This is a genomic window from Streptomyces sp. GbtcB7, from assembly GCF_019091445.1.
GTDB classification, from domain to species: Bacteria; Actinomycetota; Actinomycetes; order Streptomycetales; family Streptomycetaceae; genus Streptomyces; species Streptomyces mirabilis.
Genome location: NZ_JAGXJM010000015.1, coordinates 79,844 through 100,373, shown reverse-complemented (window position 1 = coordinate 100,373; position 20,530 = coordinate 79,844). Strand labels below are relative to the sequence as shown.

The following is a 20,530-nucleotide window of genomic DNA, read 5'->3' as shown; positions in this document are numbered from 1 at the left end:
CATCCCGAACCGGCGGTGGATCACCTCCGCGATCCGCGCCGGCGCCCAGCACCGATCCTCACTTCAGCCATGCGCGCCCGGGCCGGCATCCAACTCGCTCTCCAGCCGGACCAACTGGTCGCCGGCCGGCCTGCAGCGGGCGCCCCGGCGTGATCCTGCTCGGACCGGCGCCTGGCCGCCTCCTCGGCCGGAGAGTTCGGTTCAGCCGATCTTGCGAGCCACGCCCCCGTAGAAGCCGATCTCGCCGGATCGTGCCGGCGGCGGGGCGTCCGGGCGCCAGAACGGGACCTGGGCCAGGCCGGGCTCGACCAGTTCGAAGCCGTCGAAGAACCGCTCCACCTCGGCGCGGGTCCGCAGGTTCAGCGTGGCGGTGGCGTTGTTGTAGACAGCCTGCGCCGCGCTGCGGTCGGCGAAGTCGCCCGTGGCGTGCGAGAGCACGAGGAAGCTGCCGGCCGGCAGCGCGTCGCGAAGGGCGGCGACGGCCTGATCGGGCTTCTCCGCGTCGGTGATGAAGTGGAGGATGGCGACGAGGAGCAGGGCAACCGGCTCGTCGAAGTCGATGACCCGGCGGACGTCGGGGTGGTCGATGACGGCCCGCGGATCACGCAGGTCGGCGAGCACGATGCTGGTCGCGCCGGAGCGGCTGAGCAGCGCGTCGGCGTGTGCCTTCACGATCGGATCGTTGTCGACGTACGCGACGCGCACGTCCGGGGCCACCTCGTGGGCGGTCTCGTGCACGTTCGGGGCGGTGGGCAGCCCGGTGCCGACGTCGAGGATCTGACGGACGCCGCTGCTGACGACGTAACGGACCGCGCGTTGCAGGAAGGCGCGGTTGGCCTGCACACCGATCCGCACCTCGGGTGCCGCGGAGGCGAGTTGGTCGCCGGCCTGTTGGTCGACCTCGTAGTTGTCCTTGCCGCCCAGCAGGTAGTCGTAGATCCGCGCAGGGTGTGGCCTGCTGGTGTCTATCTCCCCGGTGCGGAAGCCGTCCTGACTCACGCTGCGCTCCTCTCGACGACTGCCCCGGCCACCTTGCCCGCGAGCGGCTGACGACAGCTTCGCATATCAACTGCCGTGCCCATGACCGCAGTTACTGGCGCGAGCGGTATCGTCACGGTCGGTGCGTACAGGAGGGCACCTCGACCGAGGTCGTCGGGCCTGGTGCCGCACGGCTCGCGGTCGACGTGGGCCACTCGTCCCGTAGGAGTTTGTGTCAGCGTGAAGGGAGCGACATCCCCATGCTGGTCCGTGCGTCCTCGTTCACGGTCGACCTCGGCGAGAACGGTTACCTGATCGGCTTCACCGACGACTACGAGTACCCGCGGGAGATGCCCTTCGGCTGGCGCTGCGGTCCGGCCACCGACGCCGGGGCCGTCGTCCTCACCACCACCGACACCGGCCCCCTCCAGCTGACGGTCCAGGTCCACAACGCCCCGCCGGCACCCGAAACCGGCGCCGAGTGGGAGCCCGCCGAGGAGATCAGCCTGTGGGCCGACCTCCCCGCTCTCTGCCTCGCGACCCTCGAACAGGGCGACGTCCTCGACGCATGGCCGGAGGGGGAACCTCCCCTCCACCTCCCGCCCTCGCCGGATGTCACCGACTGGGTGCGGATGCGCCTGTACTGTCACACCGACGACCCCGAACCCGGCATCGGGGACCACGGGGAGCGCCACCTGGTCCAACTGTGGCGCGCACCCCGGACGCCCCCTGTGCACCCCGAAATCACCGAGGCGGACCGTCGGGCCCGCGTCGACTACGCCGCGGACATCGCCGTCCCCGGCATGGCAGAGTCATGCCATGCCTCTTTGGATATCCGGCCGGCCCGGCAGCCCGACGATGACGGGTCTGGCCCTCGTCGCAGTCCTGTGTCTCGGCGGCTGCGGTGAGCAGCGCGCCACGGACTCGACGGCCGGAGCTCCTACGGGCACATCTCGGAGCGCCGCTTCCGGCGCACCGGGAGCCTCTCCGTACGTGGAGCCGGGAGCCGGCGACGGCGCTCCCCACTACAACGAGAACAACGGCTACCGCCGCCCGGGAGACATGTCGCCCGCCAGTGCGACGGACGCGGCGAGGGAAGCCGATCGCATCAGGCCGGTCCTGAAGCGGCTGTGGGAGCAGAAGAAGTGGGACCCCACGACGGTGCGTGCGGCACTGCTCCACCTCGGTTACGAGGAACAGCGGACCGGGTCGAACGGGAAGCCGAACGGCGGGACGCTGACTGTCCGGGCCATGAACTCGCGCTTCACGGACGGTCGCGAGGTCACGCCCGAGGGAGCATTGGTCGGCCTTCGCGTCCACGGCGACGCCTGCGTCACGGCGTTCGTCCAGAAGTCCAACTACGAGGTGACGACCAACGGCCCGTACCCGGAGACCGGGTGCTTCGAGCCGCCGTCCGGCCACTGAGCAGTCCACGCGGTCCCACGCCGTCACCCTGAGTGGAGCGCGACCTCTGCCTCGCCCCGGTGCCCATCGGTGACCGTCTCGGTCACCCGGAACGCCACACGCTCGGAACGCCACACGCCCGGAAAGCGGCACGTCGGGCCGCTGCCCGTGCCGCGCAGGCGGAAGCGCGGGAGAATCGGAGGGTGGGGCTCCGTGACAGCCGGGCAATCTCCTGGCGAGGGCGGACCGTATATATGGGTATGTCGAGATTCCGGTTCCCCGTGGGCCGTCTCCCGGACGAGGCTCTGCTGTCCGGGCTGGCCACCGGCGACCCGGAGCTGGCCGTCACCTTCGTACGGAGGTTCCAGCACACGGTCTTCGGTGTCGCCGTCGCCGTCACCGGGGACACACAACTCGCCGAGGACATCGCCCAGCAGACCTTCGAACGTGCCTGGCGACATGCCCAGATCTACGACTCGCGGCGCGGCTCGGTGAAGTCCTGGCTGACGACCATCGCACACAACCTCGCCATCGACGCCGTCCGCGCGCGGCGGCCGGAGCCGCTGGCGCCCGAGGACCTCGACGTGATCCTGGGAGTCGTCAGTGACACCCCCGAACAGCACGTCCTGGCCGACGAGGCGTCCTCCCGGCTGCGGGCGGCGGTGGCGGAACTGCCCCGCGAACAGGGCCGCGCGCTGGTGATGGCGAGCATCTACGGCATGACGGCCCAGCAGGTTGCCGACTGGGAGAACATCCCCCTGGGCACCGCGAAGACGCGCATCAGGACCGCTATGGCGAAGCTGCGCACCACGCTCGCGTCCCCGAAGCGAGGCGACCATGTCCAATGACATGACCTGCGAGAAGCTGCGGGAGATCGGCGCCGAACTCGCTCTCGGCATACTGCCGGGACGCGAGCGCGCCGCAGCGGTGGCCCACCTCGACCGATGCGCGGACTGCCGCGAGTACGTCGAGCAGCTGACCCTCGTCGGCGACGGGCTGATCGGACTGTTGCCGGGCTGCGAGCCGCCGGTCGGCTTCGAGACCCGGGTGGCGCAGGCGCTGACCCAGGGGACGCCGGCCCAGGACGGCCGGGCGCGCGCCCGCGTTCCGGGCGCCTGGCGCAGGGGCTTCGGTGGCCGGCTTCGGCTCCGGCTCGCCTCCGCGGTGGCCGCACTCGTCCTCGCCGTCGGCTTCGGTGGCTGGGTGGCCGGAACGGCGATCGAGAACGTGGTGGCCGGCGCGTCCCGGTCCGCCGGCGGCGAGGCCGACCTGCTGCATGGCGATCTGACCTCGGCCGGGGCCCCCAGGCAGTCGGCCGGCGAGGTGTACGCCCACACCGGCTCCCCGGGCTGGATCTACATGACCGTCGACCTCACCGGCACGCACACCTCGTACAGCGGAATGGTCTCCTGCCTGCTGGAGCGGAGCGACGGCGGCACGGTCCGGACGGGCGCCTTCACCCTGCACCAGGGCCGCGGGTTCTGGGGCGGCCCGACCCCCGTCGACCCCGCGTCCGTGTCCGGCGCCCGCTTGACGTCGCCCGACGGCACCGTGCTCGCCACCACCCACTTCACGTCGGGCGGGGAAACGTAGCGACGTCCCCGGCTGCCGGGTTACCGGAGGAGGGCATACGGGGGCCGTACGCCGGGAGGATCGCGCCGAGCGACGCGGCCAGTTCGGTGACCGTCGGCCGGGCCGACGGGTCCATGCCCAGGCAGCCGTCGATGGCCGCCGCGAGCGCGCGGGGCAGCCGGCGCCGCGAGCCGACCGGCGGTGCGCTCACCTCCAGCCGCGGACGCCGGTGGTGATCGCCGTCGGCCGTACCCTCCGCGGTCCCGCGGGGGTCGAAAGGCGCGTCGCCGCTCGCCACCTCGTACAACGTGATGCCGATGCCCCAGACGTCGGCGGCGGCCGTCAGCGGGCCGCCGCGCGCCTGCTCCGGCGCGCGGTAGCGGAACGTACCCAACCCGGCCGGGGCGCGCCCCGGCGGCCGAGCCACACTGAGGTCGAGCACCTTCGCATGGCCGCAGTCCACCACCACGTTGGACGGCTTGAGGTCCAGGTGCAGCAGGCCCCGGCCATGCAGGTAGTGGACCGCGGAGCACAACTGCACGCCGAGGAGGGCCACGTCGCCGGCCGCTGCTCGCCGCCGCAGGCGGTGGACGAGATGGGACAGCGTCTCCCCGGTCAGCGTCTCCAGGACGACGAGCGGCTCCGGCCACTCCAGGGTCTCGTACGCGCGGACCAGGTGCGGATGGCTGAAGGCGCACAGCCACCGGCCCTCCCGCAGCAGCCGGGCCCGCGGCACAGCCTCGTCGCGGTGGTCCGGACGTACGACCTTGACGACACACCGACAGGCCCGCTCCTCGCTCCACGTGTCGTACAGGTCCAGCCATCCCGTGCGTGTGAGGTGTCGCAGGATCTCGTAGCCCGGCGCGGGGCGGGTGCCCGGGGCCAGGGGTGGGGGAGCCGGGTCAGCTGCCGCGGGCGCCCGTACCCGGGTGCGCGTCCCGGTCACGACGGCACCGTCCCCGGCAACGGGCCGCCCGCCCGGACGGGCCCGGGCACGGCGTGCAACCGGTGGAGACCGGCGTACGCACCGCCGCGCGCGAGCAGGTCGTCGTGGGTCCCGGTCTCCAGGACCCGCCCGTGGTCGAGTACGACGATCCGCGTGGCGTCGCGGACGGTGAGGAGGTTGTGCGAGATGACGACGGTGGTCCGTCCGGCCATCAGGCGGCGCAGCGGGTCCATGACGCGCAGGCCCGATCGGGCGTCGAGGCCGGTGGTCGGTTCGTCCAGCAGCAGCACGGGCGCGTCCCTGATCATCGCGCGGGCGATCGCGAGGCGCTGGCGCTGTCCACCGGACAGCGTCCGGCCGCGCTGGCCGACCATCGTGTCGTAGCCGTCGGGCAGCAGCCGGATGAAGTCGTGGGCGTCGGCCGCGCGGGCCGCCGCGACGATCTCCGCATCCGTCGCGCCGGGCCGGCCGTAGGCGATGTTCTCCCGCACCGTGCCGTGGAAGACCAGCGTCTCCTGCAGGACCACCGCGAGGCTCTCCCGCACGTCGGACAGGGCCAGTTCCGGCAGGCCGGTCCCGTCGAGCCGGACCGCGCCCCGGTCGGGGTCGTAGAACCGCAACAGCAGCTTGGCGGCGGTGGACTTGCCGGCGCCGCTCGCGCCCACCAGCGCCAGGGTCTCGCCGGGGGAGACGTGGAACGACACCTCGGACAGCGCCAGGGTCGGCGTACCGGGGTAGCGGAAGGACACGCTCTCGAACTCGACCTCGCCGCGGGCCCGGCCGATCCGGCGGGCGTCGGCGGACTCGACGACCTGGGGACGCTGGTCCAGCAACTCGATGATCCGTTCCGCGGAGGCCGACGCGGCGTAGAAGGTGTTGCCGAGGCGGGACAGGTCGCGGATCGGGCTGTAGAGCTTGCCGATCAGGGCCAGGAAGACCAACAGTCCGCCCAGCGTGAGCTGGCCCTGCGCCAGCTTCCAGGTGCCCAGGCCCATGACGGCGAGACCGCCGGACACCTCGATGAGCTCGACCACCGGCCGGTAGACGGCACGGATGCGTGCCGTGGTCATGGAGGCCTGGAACTTGCCGACGTTCTCGCGCTCGAAGCGGCGCTCCTCCCAGGCCTGCCGGTTGTACGCCTGGACCAGGGCCACGTTCCCCAGTGACTCCTCGGCGACGGCGCTCAGCGAGCCACTGCGGCGCCTGCGTTCCCGGGACGCCTCCCTGACCAGCCGGGAGAAGTGCCGGGCGGCGCGCCAGAACAGCGGCACGATGACGAGTGAGAGGAGCGTCAGGTCCCAGCGCAGGTAGAACAGCAGCCCGAGGAAGACGCCCAGCCGGATCACGTGGTAGAGGCCGTCCGCCACGCCGGAGAGCAGGAACGTCTCGACGGCGTCGACGTCACCCGTGACGCGCGACAGTACGTCCCCGAGCCGCCGCCGCTCGAAGAACCCGAGCGAGAGCTGCTGGACATGCCGGAACACGTCGGCGCGCAGGGCCAGCAGGAAGCGTTCGCCGACCCACGTGGCCGTCATGTCGTCGGCGAACCCCAGGACGCCGGAGGCGACGACCAGCCCCAGGTAGGTCGGTGCGATCCAGAGGAACGGTCGTAGGTCCCGCGGGACGAGCACGTCGTCGACCACGACCTTGAACAGCCACAGTTCGGCCGCGTCGACCAGGGGACCGGCGAGACTGAACAGCACGAGCGGCACGAGCCAGTGCCGTCGGCCGCGGGTGTAGGGCCAGAAACGGCGGAACACCTCGCGTGGTGGCACCGGCGGTGCGGCCGTCACCAGGGGCGCGGACTCCTCGCCCACCAACAGCAGCCGCTCCAGAACATGGCTCGGGACACGCTTCATCGCATGCGTCCGTCATCCGTCCGTCATCCGTCTGTCGTCCGTCATCCGTTCGTCGACCGTCGCTCGGACGAACGAAGCGGACCGGCTCCGGTCGGTCCTCCGGACGCCGGTCCGCTCCGGCTTTCACTCGTCGTGACCGGACCGGTGGTCCTCGAAGTCGGAGTGACGGCCGTGGTGCCTGTTCATCGAGTGCTCGTCGTGACCCGAGTGGTCGTTCCTCCCGTGGTCATGGTCGTGGCCGTGGTCGTGGCCGTGGTCACCGTGTCTGGCAGGAAAGAGATCACTGAAGATAGCCATGGCATTCCTCCCGCTGGGGTGTGCCTTGTATCAGATACGGTCCCGGGTGTCGTTTAGATGGTGTTTTGAAGTAAATAGTTGGTTTTGTCCTATTAGGTTTCCTGTGTCAGTACGTCGCTCGCGGCGTTGGCGTAGCGGCGGGCCAAGTGCGCGAAGGCGTCCTTGAGTTCGGTCGGCCCGACGACCTCGATGTCGGCGTCGAACCTGCCGAGGGTGGCCGCCAGGCCGGGCCACGACCACGAGCCGAGGACGAGGCGGCAGCGGTCCGGGCCGAGTTCCTCGACGATTCCCTCGCGGGTGTGACGCAGGACGACGGCGGCGGGGAGGTCGAGGATCACCTCGCCTCGGCAGGGCCAGCCCTCGGAGCCGTCCGAGTCGCCGGAGCCGTCCGAGCCCTGGAACCTGCTGGTCACGAAGGCGGCCACGTTCCCGCCGGGCAGTTCACGCGGAGCGAAACGGGGGCCCGTGGGGGTGCGCGGGCTGATCCGGTCGGCACGGAAGGTGCGCCAGTCGTCGCGGTCGAGGTCCCAGGCGACGAGGTACCAGCGCCCGCCCCAGGTCACGAGGTGGTGGGGCTGTACCCGGCGCGGCGGAGCCCCGGCGGGATCGCGGTCGCCGGTTCCCGCTGGGGACGCGGGGGTGTAGTCGAAGCGCAGCACTTCGCGGGCGTGGACGGCGTCGCCGAGCGTCATGAGCACGCTGCTGTCGACCTGTGGGTGCGGCCGGGCCACGGGCCGCTCGACGGCGGTGACCTGGAGGGTTTCGACGCGGCGGCGCAGCCGCGCGGGCATGACCTGTCGGACGGTGTTCAGCGCGCGGGCCGCGGCCTCCTCGATACCGGCACCGGTGGTGGTGGCGATCTGGAGCGCGACGGCGAGGGCCACGGCCTGGTCGTCGTCGAACAGCAACGGGGGCAGTTGTGTGCCTGCGTCGAGTCGGTACCCGCCGTCCGGGCCCTTGGTGGCCACGATGGGGTAGCCGAGCTCGCGCAGGCGGTCGACGTCGCGTCGCACGGTGCGCGGGCTGACGTCCAACCGGTCGGCCAGCAGCGCCCCCGGCCAGTCCCGGCGCGCCTGGAGCAGCGAGAGCAGCGACAGCAGCCGCGCTGAGGTCTTCTGCATGACTTCCATGGTGCCTCGAGAAGCGGACACTACCTGACCGCTTCTCCTGCGACTGTTCTTCCGTGCCGGACAACAGCAACGAACAGCCAGCCAACAGCAACGAAGAGAAGGACCCGATCACCGTGACCGCCACCTCCACGCCCTCCACGCCCTCCACGTCTCCCGCGCTCGACGACGAGCGGGCCGACCTGCTCGCCCAGCTCGCGACCGCGCGAGCCGCCCTGACCAACACGACGCGCGGGCTCAGCGACGAACAGGCCGGCGAGCACCCGACGGTCAGCGCGCTGTGCCTGGGCGGGCTGATCAAGCACGTCGCGTCCATCGAGGAGGGATGGATGCGCTTCGCGGTCGACGGCCCGTCGGCGATGCGCTACGACCTGCCCGACGGTGTCACCTGGGCCGACCTCACGGCCGGTACCGCACGCGAGTTCCCGCAGTGGGCGATCGACCACCAGAACGACTTCCGGATGCTGCCCGGCGAGACGCTGGCCGGGATCGTCGAGCGCTACGAGCAGGTCGCCGCCCGGAGCGAGAAGGTCATCGCCTCCCTGCCCGACCTGTCCACGACGCACCCGCTGCCGGAGGCGCCCTGGCACGAGCCTGGAGCGGTGCGCAGCGTGCGCCGGGTGCTGATGCACGTCATCGCCGAGACCGCCCAGCACGCCGGGCACGCGGACATCCTGCGCGAGACGCTCGACGGGCAGACGTCGACCTGACCGGTGACGGACCTCGACCGGGTGGCGGCTGCCCGCCGGCCGCCGCCCGGTCCCGACCGCGTGACCCGCACGGAATCGATCAAGACCTGCACGGAACCGAAGGGAACGGCGTCACCGTGAAGATGTGCGAACCGGGGCGGACCGGCATCGGCGTGACCCGATGACCGTTCTCGACACCCGGGCCCTCAACCGCGCGACACTCGCCCGACAACTGCTGCTCGATCACGCCGACCTACCGGTCCTCGACGCCGTCGCGCACCTCTGCGGTCTCCAGGCACAGGAACCGCAGGAACCGTACGTCGGACTCTGGTCCCGGCTGCGGGCGTTCGACCCGGCGGGTCTCTCGGACCAGCTGACCGGGCGGAGCGTGGTGCGGACCCATCTCATGCGCCGCACGGTCCACCTCCTCACCGCCGACGACGCCCTGGCCTGGCGGTCCCGCCACGACGCCATGCTGCGCCAACGGGTGCTCGGCACCTATCGCCGCGAGCTGGACGGGATCGACCTGGACGAACTCGCGGCGGCGGGCCGGGCGGTGATGGCCGACGACGAGCCCCGCTCTATGACCGAGCTCGCGCGGGCGCTCGCCGAGCGCTGGCCGGCACCGGGACCACGAGCCCTGGGGGAGATGCTGATCGCCGCCCTCGTCCCGATGGCACAGCTGCCGCCGCGCGGGCTGTGGCGCACGAAGGCGGGAGTGCGCAACGTGCCGCTCTCGTCCTGGCTGGGACGGGAGATCGACCCGCCGACCCAGGACCACTCCGATCCCGTGGGCCAGGCGCTGGTACGGCGCTATCTGGCCGCGTTCGGCCCCGCCGCCTCGGCCGACCTGCGCGCCTGGTGCGGCCTCGCCGGACTGCCGGCCGCGGTGTCCGCGATACGCGAGGAGCTGGTCACCTTCCGCGACGAGCGAGGCCGGGAACTGCTGGACCTCCCCGGCATGCCGCGGCCCGACCCCGACACACCCGCCCCGGTCCGGTTCCTGCCGGCGTTCGACAACGCCCTCCTCGGCTACCACGACCGCGGCCGGATCGTCGACGACGCCCACCGCGGGCTGTCGGTCGCGGGCGCCCGCGTCGTCCTCGTCGACGGCAGGGTCGCCGCGACCTGGAACGTCGAGGCAGGCACCGTGAACGTCACGCCACTGCGCCGCTTCTCTGCGGCCGAGCGCACCGCCGTCGCCGAACAGGGGCGGGAACTGGCGTCATTCCTCTCCGACAGCGAGAGCCGTCGCGTACGGGTTGCGTCGGCTCCTGGCTGAGGGGGCACGCCCGGTTACCGCACGGCATCGAGCGCGGCGGCCAGCCGGGACACGACCTCCAGGTCGGGCATGCCGCGCAAGGAGTCGACGACCTGCCTGCTTGCGAACTCGCGCTGCGCGGCGGTCACGGTCTGGTCGATGGCGCACTCGGCCTGTACGTAGACGAAGTTCAGGGCCGTCGCGAAAAGCATCGAGAACGACTGAGGACCCGTGATGGCGGCGCGGCCTCCGGCACTCCGATAGGCCCGCGCCAGCCGCCGGGCGGAATCGATGTCCACGTGGTTGCCGCCCGACCATACGTACACGGCGCGTGCGAACTCGCGTTCCGCCGAGGTGACCCCGGCGTTGTCCCAGTCGAGGAGGACCGGCCCGTCCCGGCCGACCAGCACGTTCTGGGGCTGCAGGTCGAGATGCGATGTCACCAGATCGCCGGGGTCGGCCGGTGTCACCCAGTGCGCCAACTCTGCCGCGGAAGTGTCGATGAACCGCCCCAGCGGCTCCGCCCACGGCAGGCCGGCCTGACGAACCTGCTTGTGCAGGGCCTTCCACTCGACGTCCTGAGGGGACCGCTCGTACCAGGAATCCGGCGTCTCGCTCGCGTCCTGTCCCGCCGTGTGGAGAAGTGCCATGGTCCGGCCGAACCAGTCCAGGATGCCCGGATCGGACGCGTCCGCCGTGGCGCCGTCGATCCAGTCGTACAGCTTCACGTAGGACCCGCCCGAAGAACCCGAAGAACCCGAAGAACCCGAAGAAGCGGTGACGTGTGAGACGTACGCACCGTGGCGATTGGGAATGAGGCGCGGTGACGCGATGCCCAGGTCCTCCGCGGCCTGCCGTAACGCGGCCTCCCGGCGGACCTGTTCCTCGTCGCAGCCGAACAGGAGCTCCTTCACCGCCCATGAGGAACCGTTCCCGGAGAACCTCCAGATCTGGCCCAACGCGCCACGGGTGACGGGCGCCAACGTCCATGGCCCGGCGCCGAGTTGGTAGGTCTCCGCTATGTGGTCGGCTGTGAATCGCATTCAGGAACCTCTCCGGACGCTGACGACCAGGCTTCGTGGTCGGGCCGGTTGAGTCGACCTCACCTCAGCCCGAACGAGCTCAATCCAACAACAACTCTTGAGTGGGCCACGAGCACGCGACTGTACAAAGAGCGGGCCGCTGCAGGACGACACTCGAGAAAGGAAATCCCGTGGCCACTGAGCAAGTACTGACCGGCTCCGTGCCGGCCGACGAGAGCGGCGAAGCCGCCGAGCCCAAGCGCCCCCGCGTCTCCCGGCTGCCCTCCCTCACCGGCCTGCGGTTCCCCGCCGCGCTGGCCGTCTTCGCCCACCACGCCTTCCTCCCGATACCCCCGCTGCGGCTGCTGTCCGACGACCGTACGGAGTACCGCCTGGCCGACTGGACCTCGCAGGCCGGCGGCCTCGGCGTGTCGTTCTTCTTCGTGCTCAGCGGTTTCGTACTGACCTGGTCGGCGCGGCGCGGCGACACCACGACGGGGTTCTGGCGGCGCAGGTTCGTCAAGATCTACCCGAACTACGTGGTCGCCTGGGCGCTCGCCATGCTGCTGTTCGCCAGTTCCTACACCTCCACCCATGTCTCCCTCGCCAACCTGTTCATGGTCCAGGTGTGGGTGCCCAGCTACTTCACCAACTTCAGTGTGGACTCGCCGAGTTGGTCGCTGGCCGTGGAAGCCGTCTTCTACCTGAGTTTCCCCCTGCTGCTGAGTGTCTTCAGGCGTATCGACGCCCGTCATCTCAAGTACTGGATCACCGGAGCGATCGCCGTGGTGTGGGCCACCCCCGCGCTGGCGTACGCCCTGTTCCCGAAGACCCCACGGGTGCCCAGCGGCCAGGACCTCTCGGTCTCGCAGTACTGGTTCAGCTATGTGCTGCCCCCGGTCCGTATGGTCGACTTCGCCCTCGGCATCCTGGTGGCGCTCGCGGTGAAGCACGGGCGCTGGCGGAACATCGGCATGTTCTGGTCGAGCCTGCTGCTGGTCGGCGGGTACGTGCTGACCTTCCACGTGCCCTATCTCTACGGTCAGCGCGCCGCGATGATCCTGCCGATCGCGCTGCTGATCGCGGCCGCGGCCACCGCGGACATCGAGGGCCGCTTCACCTTGTTCCGGAACCGCACGATGGTCTGGCTGGGCGAGATCTCCTTCGCCTTCTACCTCCTGCACTACACAGCGCTGTCCACGCTCCGAAAGGCCCTCGGCACCCACCAGATGTACTCCACCGCGACAGGCGTGGCGATGCTGGTCGGCACGGCCGCCGTCACGGTCCTGCTGTCCTGGGCGCTCTACGCCCTGGTCGAGGCCCCACTCGTACGCCGGTTCAGCCGATCACGCCGCCGCGCCTGAGTTCTCGTCGCCCGGACGGCTGTAAATACTTCGGGCAATACTTCTGGCCCCTTCGACATGTGGGTGTCGAAGGGGCCGGAGTCGGTAGCGGGACCCGTGAGCCCGGACATCGGTTCGTCCGGCGGATGTCAGATCGGGTAGTGGGCGTGGCCGGAGGTCTGGGCGGTGATCCAGCGGGTGTCGGTGAAGGCCTCGGCGCCCGCCTGCCCGCCGAAGCGGCCGTAGCCGGAGCTCTTCACGCCGCCGAACGGGGCCTGTGGCTCGTCCGCGATCGACTGGTCGTTGATGTGAACGATGCCGGTACGCAGACGACGGGCGACCTCCAGACCGGTCGCCAGGTTCTCGGTGATCACGCCGGCGGTCAGGCCGTACGGTGTGTCGTTGGCCAGCGTCACGGCCTCGTCGACGCTGTCGACCACGTGGATCACGGTCGCCGGGCCGAAGATCTCGTCGTAGTAGATCCTCATCTCCTTGGTGACGCCGGTGAGTACGACCGGACGGATGAGCGTGCCGGGCTCTTCGACCTGTCCGGTGCCCGCGGCCAGCCGTGCTCCCTGGGCCACGGCGTCCGCGACGAGCGCGGCGACCCGTTGGGCCGCACCGGCGTTGACCACGGGGCCCACCGCCGTGCCCGGGTCGGCCGGATCCCCGTACGGCAGGGCCCGGACTCGGGCGGCGAACCCGGCCGTGAACTCCTCGGCGACCGCGCGGTGCACGATGACGCGGTCCACGCACATGCAGATCTGCCCGGCGTTCATGAAGGAGCCGAAGACGGCGGCGTCCACCGCGTAGTCGACGTCCGCGTCCTCCAGGACGAGCAGGGCGTTCTTGCCGCCGAGTTCGAGGACGGCGGGCTTGAGGTGCTGCGCGGCCTGGACGCCGATGACCCGTCCGACCTCCGTGGAACCGGTGAAGTTGACCATCCGTACCCGGTCGTCGGCGATCAGCGCGGACACCACCTCGGCGGCATCGGTGCGGTCGTTGGTGACGACGTTGAGCACGCCCGCGGGCAGCCCGGCCTCGTGCAGGACGTCCGAGATCAGCAGACCGCAGGCGATCGGTGCGTCCTCGCTGGGCTTCATCACCACGGTGTTGCCCATCGCGATCGGCATCGCGACCGCGCGCACGCCGAGGATGACGGGCGCGTTCCACGGCGAGATCGCGGCGATCACGCCCTTGGGGACCCGTACCTGCGCCGAGTGGACGCCCTCGGAGTTGGTGGCGAGCGTCTGCCCGGTGGGCCCGCTCACGGCGGCCGCCGCCTCCAGGAGGATGTCGGCGGCCAGCTTGGCGTTGAAGCCGGCCCAGGACGCGACACCCCCGACCTCCGCCGCCATCAGCCGGACGACCTCCTCGACGCGCTCCTCCATCAGTTGCGCGGCGCGCAGGAAGATCCGACGCCGCTCGGCGGGCCTGGTCGCGGCCCACGCCTCGAACGCGGCGTCGGCGGCGTCCACGGCTCGGCGTATGTCCTCGGGGGTTCCGGCGGCGACCTCGGCGCAGACGGCGCCGGTCCAGGGGTTGATGTCGGATGCCGTGCGGCCGGAGGAGGCGGGGACCTCCTGGCCGTTGATGATCAGGCCTCGGGCGGTGGACATGGGGTTCTCCTGGGTGAGTGGGCAGAGGGGAGTGAGTGGGAAGAGGGGAGCGGGGGAGAGGAGGCCGGGGCGGCCGGTGGCCGTCGGATCACGCCTCTGCCGGCGCGGTCGGGGCGGACCGGTCCCGGCGGGTGCGCAGGGCGCGGTGCGTGAGTCCCACGAGGGCCGGGGCGACCAGCGGCGCGATCATGTAGTTCCAGAAGTGGTCGTACTGGCCGGACAGCAGCGCCGGGCCGAAGGCGCGCGCCGGATTGATGCTCGCGCCGGTCACGGTGCCCAGAGTGGCGATGACCACGCCCACGCCGAGCCCGATGACCGCGGGGATCAGTCCGCGCAGGGCGGGCCGGGACATCACCAGCGCGACCGCGACGAACACCGCGGCGAGCGCGGCGCCCTCGACGACGAACAGCTCGACGGCGCCGGTACCGGGAGCGGGATGCACGGCGCCGTACCCGACCTGGCCGACCACCTTGCCCCACACCACCCAGGCCAGCGCGGTCCCGGCCAGGGACCCGGTGAGCTGTGCGGCGACGTACGGCAGGACGGCGCGGCCCGGGAAGAGCCCGCACGTCCACAGGAAGACGGTGACGCCGGGGTGGAGATGGCCGCCGGACGCTCGGCCGGGCGGTGAGTACATCAGCGCCGCGATCAGCGCGGCCACGACGGTTCCCGCGACGACGAACAGCGTGTCCGGGTCACCGATCGCCAGGGACGAGCCGGGGAAGGCCAGCCAGCGGACCAGGCTGACCACGGCGAAGAGAAGCACCGTGGTCAGCGCGAACTCGTACGCGCTGTGCCGGATCAGGTCCGCGCGGCTCTGGGCGGAAGTGCTCATGGGAGTCCTCGGGGCAAGGGAGGGGGCATAGGGCGCGGCTCGGCTCCGGCCGTGCCGCGGGGAGGCCGGGGCCGGGTGCGGAACGTCCCGCGGTGCGCCCGGCAGGCGACCTGTGCTCTTGGCGCTGATGCTTTTTCGCTGAGTGAACTTCTGTTCATTTACTGAGTGCGGTGAGTCTGCGGGATCAGGTGACGGCTGTCAATGGCCCGCGACCCGGTAGCGTTCTCCGCACGGGTCCGGCCGCATGCGCCGACGAGCGGGGAAGCGCGGGAGGAGAGGCCATGGCACGGGGCGTCGCGGGGGCGCAAGCCGGGGCGTCGAAGCAGCCCACGGGCACCGCGCCGCAGACCGCCGGACCTGAAACCGGCCGCGGGGAAGCCGTCGGCCCGCTGGAACGCGGTCTGGACGTCCTGCGCGTCATGGCCGATTCCGCGGGGGCGGTACGGCCGGGCGACCTGGTCCGCGCCACCGGCCTGGCCCGCTCCGCCGTCGACCGGATCGCCGCCACCTTGGTTCACCTCGGGTACCTGCGTGCCGAGGGCCGCGATCTCGTGCTCGCCCCGCGCCTCATGGAGTTCGGCAACGCCTACCTCGACGCGAGCGGCCTGTCCCGCGCGCTGCGCCCGAGCCTGGAGCGGCTGACGCGGACCCTGGATGAGTCGGTCTCGGCGATCGTCCTCGACGGCTGCGACGCGCGCATCGTCGGCACGGCCGTCCCGCCCGGCCGGGTGATCCCCCTCGGCTTCCGCGTCGGCGACCTGTTGCCCTCCGAGCGCTGCGCCGCCGGAGCCGTACTCGCCGCTGGCTGGGATCCGCCGACGCACGAGGCCTGGCGGGCCCGGCGCGCGGCCGACCCCCTGGACGCCGGTTTCCCGGCCGTCCCCACGCGCCCCACGGCTCCCCGCCCCGAGCGGACGGAAGCCGACTTCGCGTCCTGGACCACGGCGGCGGCCGCGAACGGCTGGGCGTTGGACGACCAACTGGTCGCCCCGGGGCTGGTCGCGCTGGCGGTCCCCGTGCGCGACCCTGACGGCCGGCCCGTGTGCGCGATCAGCGTGCTCGCGCACACCAGCCGCCACAGCGCCGACGACCTCCGTGCCCACGCCCTGACCGAGATGAACCGGGCCGCCCAGGACATCGCCGACGCGCTGTACGGCACCTCGCACCCCCTGCCCGCCGCGCCGCCGCCCGCCGTCGCCCCCGCATACGCCGACGCCAAGCCCGAACTGGGGCCGTCCTTCCTCCAGGCGCTGGCCAGGGGCCTGGCCGTCCTGACCGCGCTGGGCGGACAGCGCGGCGGACTCACCCTCGCCGAGGCCGCGGAGGCAGCCGGACTCTCGTATCAGAGCGCCCGGCGCAATCTGCTGACGCTGAGTGAACTCTCCTACGTGGAACAGCACGGGCGCCGTTTCCTCCCGGGCCCGCGCGTCCTGGAACTCGGATACGCACGACTGTCCACGCTGACCCTCGCCGACATCGCCCGGCCTCATCTGGCCGATCTGGTGGCGCGGGTGCGGGAGTCCGCCTCGCTCGCGGTGCTCGACGGCGCCGAGGTGCGATACGTCGCACGAGTGGCCACCGGGCAGATCACCAGTGCCCGCATCACCCCCGGCACCCGACTGCCCGCCTACGCCACCTCCATGGGGCGCGTCCTGCTCGCGGACCTGCCGCGGGCACAGTGGCCGGAGCGCATCCGATCCCTCCGCCCGCAGGCCCTGACCCCGCACACGCTCACCTCGCCCGAGGCGCTCACCGCGGCCTTCGCCCACGCTGCCGACAACGGATTCGCCCTGGTCGAACAGGAGTTGGAGGCGGGGCTGCGCTCACTCGCCGTACCCGTCAGGGACCGGAGCGGGCGCGCCGTCGCGGCGCTGAACGTCGCGATGCACGCCGGTCCGGAGTCACCCGAGCAGACCCGGGACACCATGCTGTCCGCGCTGCGCGCTTGCGCCGCCCGTGTCGAAGCGGACCTGGCGCTCGCGAGCGCCCACGCTCCCGTGGAGACGGGTTGACACTCCGGAGACAGGAACAGGTCACGTATCCGCGTCCGTACGCGCTCAGGTCCTCGCCGGTACCGGCCGCCGCAGCAGGTACACGGCCGCGGTCGAGACCAGGACGGCCATGCACGCGATGAACACCAGCCCCGCGCCCTCCAGGCCGATGGGAGCCGCCAGCAGCCCCACACCGATCACCGGCACCGAGATACCCGCGTAGGCCACCACGAACAGCGTCGAGATCACCGCCGCGCGCCGGTCCGCGGGAGACGCCTCGGCCACCGCGGACAGCGCCCCGCGAAACGCCAGCCCCTGCCCGCCCCCGCCGACGAGCGCGCTCAGCACCACCAGCGCCAGCAGGTCCCACCGCAGCGCGCCCGCGAGCAGCGCCAGCCCGGCGAGGAGTGCCGCGCAGCCCAGGGGCAGCGATCGCCCCATCCCGACCCGGCCGACGGCGAGCTGCCCGGCGGTCGAGGCGAAGAACGCCAGCGCGACGACCAGCCCGCTGACTGCGTGGTTGTGCACGTTCAGCGACTGTGCGAGGAACGCCGGGCTGACCGACGTGAACACCCCGAACAGCGCGAACCCCACGAACGAGGCGATCGCCGCGGGCCCGAACACCGCCCGCACCTGTGCGGGAAGGCCGGGCCGTTGCGGCCGTACGGCGCTCAGCGGCCGCCGCTCCCGCACGGTCTCCGGAAGCCGGAGCAGGACGACGGCCGAGCAGACCACCAGGGCGAGGTGCACGGCGAACGGGAGGTACAGCGGCCAGGCGGCGTACTGCGCGAGCACTCCGGAGAGCAGCGGGCCGCAGCCGAGACCGCCCATGTTGGCGGCCGTCGCCACGAACGTGGCCCGGGAGGCGCCGCCGTACGGTGCCAACTCCATCACGTACGCCGTGGCAGCCCCGGTGAACAGACCGGCGGACAGCCCCGACAGCAGCCGCCCCGCGTACAGCCAGCCCAGCCCCGTGGCGCACAGGAAACAGACGGCGCTCGCCGCGGAGAATCCCAGGCCCCACAGCAGTACCGGACGTCTGCCCACGGCGTCCGAGGCGTTCCCCGTCAGCAGCAGCACGCCGATGACCCCGAAGGCGTACACGGCGTACACGACGGTGACCGTCAGTTCGGAGAACCCGAACTTCTCCTGATAGAGGCCGTAGAGGGGAGTCGGCAGCGTGGTGCCGGCCATGCACACGACGAACACCGCCCCGCTGAGCAAACACTGGCGCCACGCTCGGCGATCACCGTCCATGCCGCCGACGGTAACCCCGCACGCGGCCCCGGCCCGGTCGGGCCGCGGCCGCGTCGCGTCTGTAACACCCACCTGCGGCGATTCGGAGGTGAGCGGCGGTGAGGGGCTCAGGGCTTCAGCGGAGTGCACAGCAGGGCGGCGGGGCCCGCGGAGCTGCCCACGCGGGTGGTGAAGGCGATACCGGCGGCGTACTCGTCGACGGAACACTGGCCCTTGTACGCGCCGGAGGCGAAGTCGCCGCCCGCCATGTCGGCGGGCCGGGTGTCGGAACGGTCGAACCAGACAGTCCGCCCGACGGCCCCCAGCGGGCTGCGACCGGGCGCGCACAGAGCCGCCGACACGCGGTCACCGCGGCGGCTGTAGCCGATGAGGAACTGCCCGGCGGGGCACTGGAGTTTGGTGTAGCCACTGGCCCAGTCGCCGCCCGCGGGGACGTAACGTTCGTCGGTGACGACCGTCTGGGCGTTGCCTGCGGCCCGCAGGTCGCCGGTGGTCGTGTCGGTGCACAGGCCACGACCGGAGGTGTGGCTGAGGCCGATCAGCCGCAGGCCGTCGGGGCAGGCGGCCTTGTAGGCCCCCGAATCCCAGTCGCCGCCCGTCCGTACCCGCACAGACTGCACTTGGTCGCCGTGGTCGGTGGTGAGCATGCGCCAGACAGGGACCGGCGTGATGGTTCCGGTACGTGTGGGAGAGGTCATGAGGTGACTCCAGGCGGTGGCGCGCCAGTCGCCCTGGTCGAGGATGCCGTACCGTCGTCCCGCGGTGTCGTAGCGCAGCAGGGCCCAGTCGTCGTGGCCCTCCCAGCCGACCAGGGGCCAGTAGGCGAAGTCGGCGTCGTGGTCGGCGAAGTAGTCGGTGATGTTGCCGAACCAGGTGCGGGCCGCGGTGCCCGTCTCATTGGCGCCGATGCCGAATTCGCTGATCCACACCGGCGCGGTGTAGTGCTGTCCCTCCGTGGTGACGTAGAAGGCCTGGTCGGCGAGGACCTGGTACAGCTGGTCGCGGGGCAGGTCCTGGTAGCGGGCGTCGTGGGTCTCGCCGATTCCGGTGGCGCCGCTGTGCCGGGGGCCGGTGTAGCCGTAGAAGTGGGCGGAGTAGACCAGCTTGTGGGCGTCCACGAGGGTGTGCGAGAGCGTGCGCACGGGGGTGAGGGTGGGACGGTCGTGCGGCAGACCGTCGACGGGGACGCCGGTCCAGTTGATGCCCTCGATGACGATGAGGAGGTTGGGGTTGGCCTCGGTGAGGATGCGGTCCGCGGCTTGGTGGGCGGCGGCGTACCAGTCGTGGCTGTCGCCCGTGCCCCAGTTGGGGTCGTCCAGTACGTCGCGGCGTACCTCGTTGTAGAGGTCGGCGCCCACGACACGGGAGTCGGTGGCGTATCGGCGGGCCATGAAGACCCAGTCGTCCGTCCACTGCTGGGTGGACTGGCTGCTGTTCCACCGTTCGTTGCCGTCGATGCCACAGCACCAACGGGAGGTGTTCGTATGGTTGTTGAGGATGACCGCGAACCCGTCCTGGGTGAGGGCGGCCACGACGGCGTCGTAGATCTGCAGGGGCGTCCTGCCGCGCAGTTGTGGATTGGCGGCGACGGCCACGTCCGGCACGGGTGCTGTCGCGTGGATCATCTCGTTGGAGAACGGCAGCCGGATGCTGTTGATGCCGAGTTCGTGGAAGTCGGCGAGCAGTTCGGGCAGCGGGGCACGGTCGAGGCCGAGGGGGATGCCGTAGGAGTCCTGGCCGGCGTGGTGGTTGGCGGGGTCGGTGATGCTGCCGCTTCCGGTCCATGAGCCCTGTGCGCCGTCCCAGTTGGCCGACTTCAGCCGGAACCGGTTTCCCCGGGCGTCGACGATGTACCGGCCCTGGGTCGACAGCGGCGGCTGCCAGGTGTCGGCCGCCGCGGCGGTGGCCTGGGGGAGGGCCTTGGCGGCGACGGGCTCCGGGACGGTGGCCATCGCCGTCGGCGCCGTGGTCAGCAGCGCGAGAACCGCCGTCGCTGATGTCAGGTACTTGACAAGTCTACGTATGGTCGGCATCCGGTCCTCTGTGGGAGCGCTGGGGTGAAGCCGGCGAGTCGGTGTCGCGAGGGACGAGCGCCGGTGGGTGACGCCCTTCCAGGGTGACATCAAGGCCGGACCTGGTCGCCGGCCTTGGTGGCGGCCGCCAGCCTACAAGTGTCAGCGGCCGGCGGCCTACGGGCGGACGGCAGCTGGGTCGACCTCGTCTGTTGCGGCCGTCATTTCCTGAGTCGACGCCGCCGCCATCTGTTCGATCCGTCCGATCCGTCCGATCCGTTCGGTGCGGCCCGGGAAAAAGCAGGTGCGTGCGGCCTG

18 protein-coding genes are annotated in these 20,530 nt (G+C 71.5%); 8 read left to right on the top strand and 10 right to left on the bottom strand.

Going from position 1 to position 20,530, the window contains the following annotated elements; genetic code table 11:
- Positions 1-201: 201 nt before the first annotated feature.
- Positions 202-999, bottom strand: a complete 798-nt coding sequence (locus KVT44_RS24635; protein WP_190170484.1) for an SAM-dependent methyltransferase — start codon at positions 997-999, stop codon at positions 202-204.
- A 239-nt stretch (positions 1,000-1,238) separates the two neighbouring features.
- Here KVT44_RS24635 and KVT44_RS24630 point away from each other — a divergent pair, with 239 nt between their 5' ends.
- From KVT44_RS24630 to KVT44_RS24615, 4 genes are all read left to right on the top strand, one after another.
- The gene (locus tag KVT44_RS24630; protein ID WP_254649816.1) at positions 1,239-1,886 is read left to right on the top strand and encodes a hypothetical protein; all 648 of its coding nucleotides are present in this window, start codon (positions 1,239-1,241) and stop codon (positions 1,884-1,886) included.
- A gap of 85 nt (positions 1,887-1,971) precedes the next feature.
- Complete coding sequence (locus KVT44_RS58250; protein ID WP_229889019.1) at positions 1,972-2,403, top strand: hypothetical protein; 432 nt, start codon at positions 1,972-1,974, stop codon at positions 2,401-2,403.
- 239 nt (positions 2,404-2,642) lie between these two features.
- Positions 2,643-3,230, top strand: coding sequence for an RNA polymerase sigma factor (locus KVT44_RS24620; protein ID WP_099925135.1), 588 nt, complete (start codon positions 2,643-2,645; stop codon positions 3,228-3,230).
- Positions 3,220-3,975 (top strand): zf-HC2 domain-containing protein, encoded by a 756-nt coding sequence (locus KVT44_RS24615; RefSeq protein ID WP_217568589.1) that lies wholly within the window; start codon positions 3,220-3,222, stop codon positions 3,973-3,975. Before KVT44_RS24620 ends, KVT44_RS24615 begins: the two co-directional genes overlap by 11 nt.
- Here the strand turns inward: KVT44_RS24615 and KVT44_RS24610 are convergent.
- The 4 genes from KVT44_RS24610 to KVT44_RS24595 all read right to left on the bottom strand — a co-directional run bounded on the left by KVT44_RS24610 (position 3,953) and on the right by KVT44_RS24595 (position 8,177).
- The gene (locus tag KVT44_RS24610; RefSeq protein ID WP_308314087.1) at positions 3,953-4,900 is read right to left on the bottom strand and encodes a serine/threonine-protein kinase; all 948 of its coding nucleotides are present in this window, start codon (positions 4,898-4,900) and stop codon (positions 3,953-3,955) included. The genes KVT44_RS24615 and KVT44_RS24610 overlap by 23 nt on opposite strands.
- Positions 4,897-6,759 carry an ABC transporter ATP-binding protein gene (locus tag KVT44_RS24605; protein ID WP_217568587.1) on the bottom strand — a complete coding sequence of 621 codons (1,863 nt, stop codon included), beginning with the start codon at positions 6,757-6,759 and terminating at the stop codon, positions 4,897-4,899. Before KVT44_RS24605 ends, KVT44_RS24610 begins: the two co-directional genes overlap by 4 nt.
- Positions 6,760-6,882: 123 nt before the next feature.
- The gene (locus KVT44_RS24600) at positions 6,883-7,056 is read right to left on the bottom strand and encodes a hypothetical protein (protein ID WP_217568585.1); all 174 of its coding nucleotides are present in this window, start codon (positions 7,054-7,056) and stop codon (positions 6,883-6,885) included.
- A gap of 92 nt (positions 7,057-7,148) precedes the next feature.
- The gene (locus KVT44_RS24595; protein WP_217568583.1) at positions 7,149-8,177 is read right to left on the bottom strand and encodes a YafY family protein; all 1,029 of its coding nucleotides are present in this window, start codon (positions 8,175-8,177) and stop codon (positions 7,149-7,151) included.
- Between the two features lie 122 nt (positions 8,178-8,299).
- Between KVT44_RS24595 and KVT44_RS24590 the strand changes: the two genes are divergently transcribed.
- Together KVT44_RS24590 and KVT44_RS24585 are read left to right on the top strand one after the other, a co-directional pair.
- Complete coding sequence (locus tag KVT44_RS24590; protein WP_217568805.1) at positions 8,300-8,893, top strand: DinB family protein; 594 nt, start codon at positions 8,300-8,302, stop codon at positions 8,891-8,893.
- Positions 8,894-9,053: 160 nt separating this feature from the next.
- Positions 9,054-10,154, top strand: coding sequence for a winged helix DNA-binding domain-containing protein (locus KVT44_RS24585; RefSeq protein WP_217568581.1), 1,101 nt, complete (start codon positions 9,054-9,056; stop codon positions 10,152-10,154).
- A gap of 14 nt (positions 10,155-10,168) precedes the next feature.
- Here KVT44_RS24585 and KVT44_RS24580 read toward each other — a convergent pair whose 3' ends face one another.
- A complete protein-coding gene (locus KVT44_RS24580; protein WP_217568579.1) occupies positions 10,169-11,176 on the bottom strand; it encodes a phosphotransferase enzyme family protein in 1,008 nt (335 codons plus the stop codon).
- A 170-nt stretch (positions 11,177-11,346) separates the two neighbouring features.
- On the opposite strand from KVT44_RS24580, the gene KVT44_RS24575 reads away from it, so the two are divergent.
- Positions 11,347-12,519: an acyltransferase gene (locus tag KVT44_RS24575; RefSeq protein ID WP_217568576.1), complete on the top strand. Its 1,173-nt coding sequence runs from the start codon at positions 11,347-11,349 to the stop codon at positions 12,517-12,519.
- A 128-nt stretch (positions 12,520-12,647) separates the two neighbouring features.
- Here KVT44_RS24575 and KVT44_RS24570 read toward each other — a convergent pair whose 3' ends face one another.
- Both KVT44_RS24570 and KVT44_RS24565 read right to left on the bottom strand, forming a co-directional pair.
- The gene (locus KVT44_RS24570) at positions 12,648-14,117 is read right to left on the bottom strand and encodes an aldehyde dehydrogenase family protein (protein WP_217568574.1); all 1,470 of its coding nucleotides are present in this window, start codon (positions 14,115-14,117) and stop codon (positions 12,648-12,650) included.
- Positions 14,118-14,205: 88 nt separating this feature from the next.
- On the bottom strand, positions 14,206-14,952 hold the full coding sequence (locus tag KVT44_RS24565; protein ID WP_180292702.1) for an aquaporin: 747 nt from the start codon (positions 14,950-14,952) through the stop codon (positions 14,206-14,208).
- 281 nt (positions 14,953-15,233) lie between these two features.
- Here KVT44_RS24565 and KVT44_RS24560 point away from each other — a divergent pair, with 281 nt between their 5' ends.
- Entirely contained in the window at positions 15,234-16,964 is a 1,731-nt protein-coding gene (locus KVT44_RS24560; RefSeq protein ID WP_217568572.1) for an IclR family transcriptional regulator C-terminal domain-containing protein, read from the top strand.
- Between the two features lie 45 nt (positions 16,965-17,009).
- On the opposite strand, the gene KVT44_RS24555 is transcribed toward KVT44_RS24560, so the two are convergent.
- Both KVT44_RS24555 and KVT44_RS24550 read right to left on the bottom strand, forming a co-directional pair.
- Complete coding sequence (locus tag KVT44_RS24555) at positions 17,010-18,200, bottom strand: MFS transporter (RefSeq protein ID WP_217568570.1); 1,191 nt, start codon at positions 18,198-18,200, stop codon at positions 17,010-17,012.
- Between the two features lie 107 nt (positions 18,201-18,307).
- Positions 18,308-20,233, bottom strand: coding sequence for a glycoside hydrolase family 5 protein (locus KVT44_RS24550; protein WP_217568568.1), 1,926 nt, complete (start codon positions 20,231-20,233; stop codon positions 18,308-18,310).
- Positions 20,234-20,530 lie beyond the last annotated feature (297 nt).